This window comes from Amycolatopsis keratiniphila subsp. keratiniphila, from assembly GCF_001620365.2.
Lineage (GTDB): Bacteria > Actinomycetota > Actinomycetes > Mycobacteriales > Pseudonocardiaceae > Amycolatopsis > Amycolatopsis keratiniphila.
Map to the genome: position 1 here is coordinate 1,068 of NZ_LQMT02000028.1, position 420 is coordinate 1,487.

Annotated in this window: 1 protein-coding gene; it reads right to left on the reverse strand. The window is 71.2% G+C overall.

Annotation, left to right across the window (positions count from 1 at the left end; translation table 11 throughout):
• The coding region (locus AVR91_RS43925) for a phosphopantetheine-binding protein (RefSeq protein WP_228709369.1) at positions 1-420 on the reverse strand (420 nt) is incomplete at both ends.

Here is a 420-nt window from a genome sequence, read left to right on the forward strand (position 1 = left end):
CGAAGATCTCCGCGAGCGTCAACGACAGCCCGGCTTTGGCCGCGCGCGCCGCGAGGCGCATCGCGACGATCGAATCGCCGCCGAGTTCGAGGAAACCGTCGTCGACCCCCGCGCGGTCGAGGCCGAGCACGTCCGCGAACAGTCCACAAAGGACCTTTTCCTCCTCGGTGGCCGGTTCCCTCGTGCCGGCGGCGGCCGCGAAATCGGGCGACGGCAACGCCGCGCGGTCGACCTTGCCGTTGCCGGTCAACGGCAGCGCGTCGAGAGCCAGTACGACGGCCGGGACCAGGTACTCCGGCAGTACCGCCCCGAGCCGCTCGCGCACGAGAGCGGGTTCCGCGTCCGTCACCACATAGCCGATCAGCTGCCCGCCGATCGCGACCACGACGGCCTCGTGGACGTCCGGCTGCGCGGTCAACG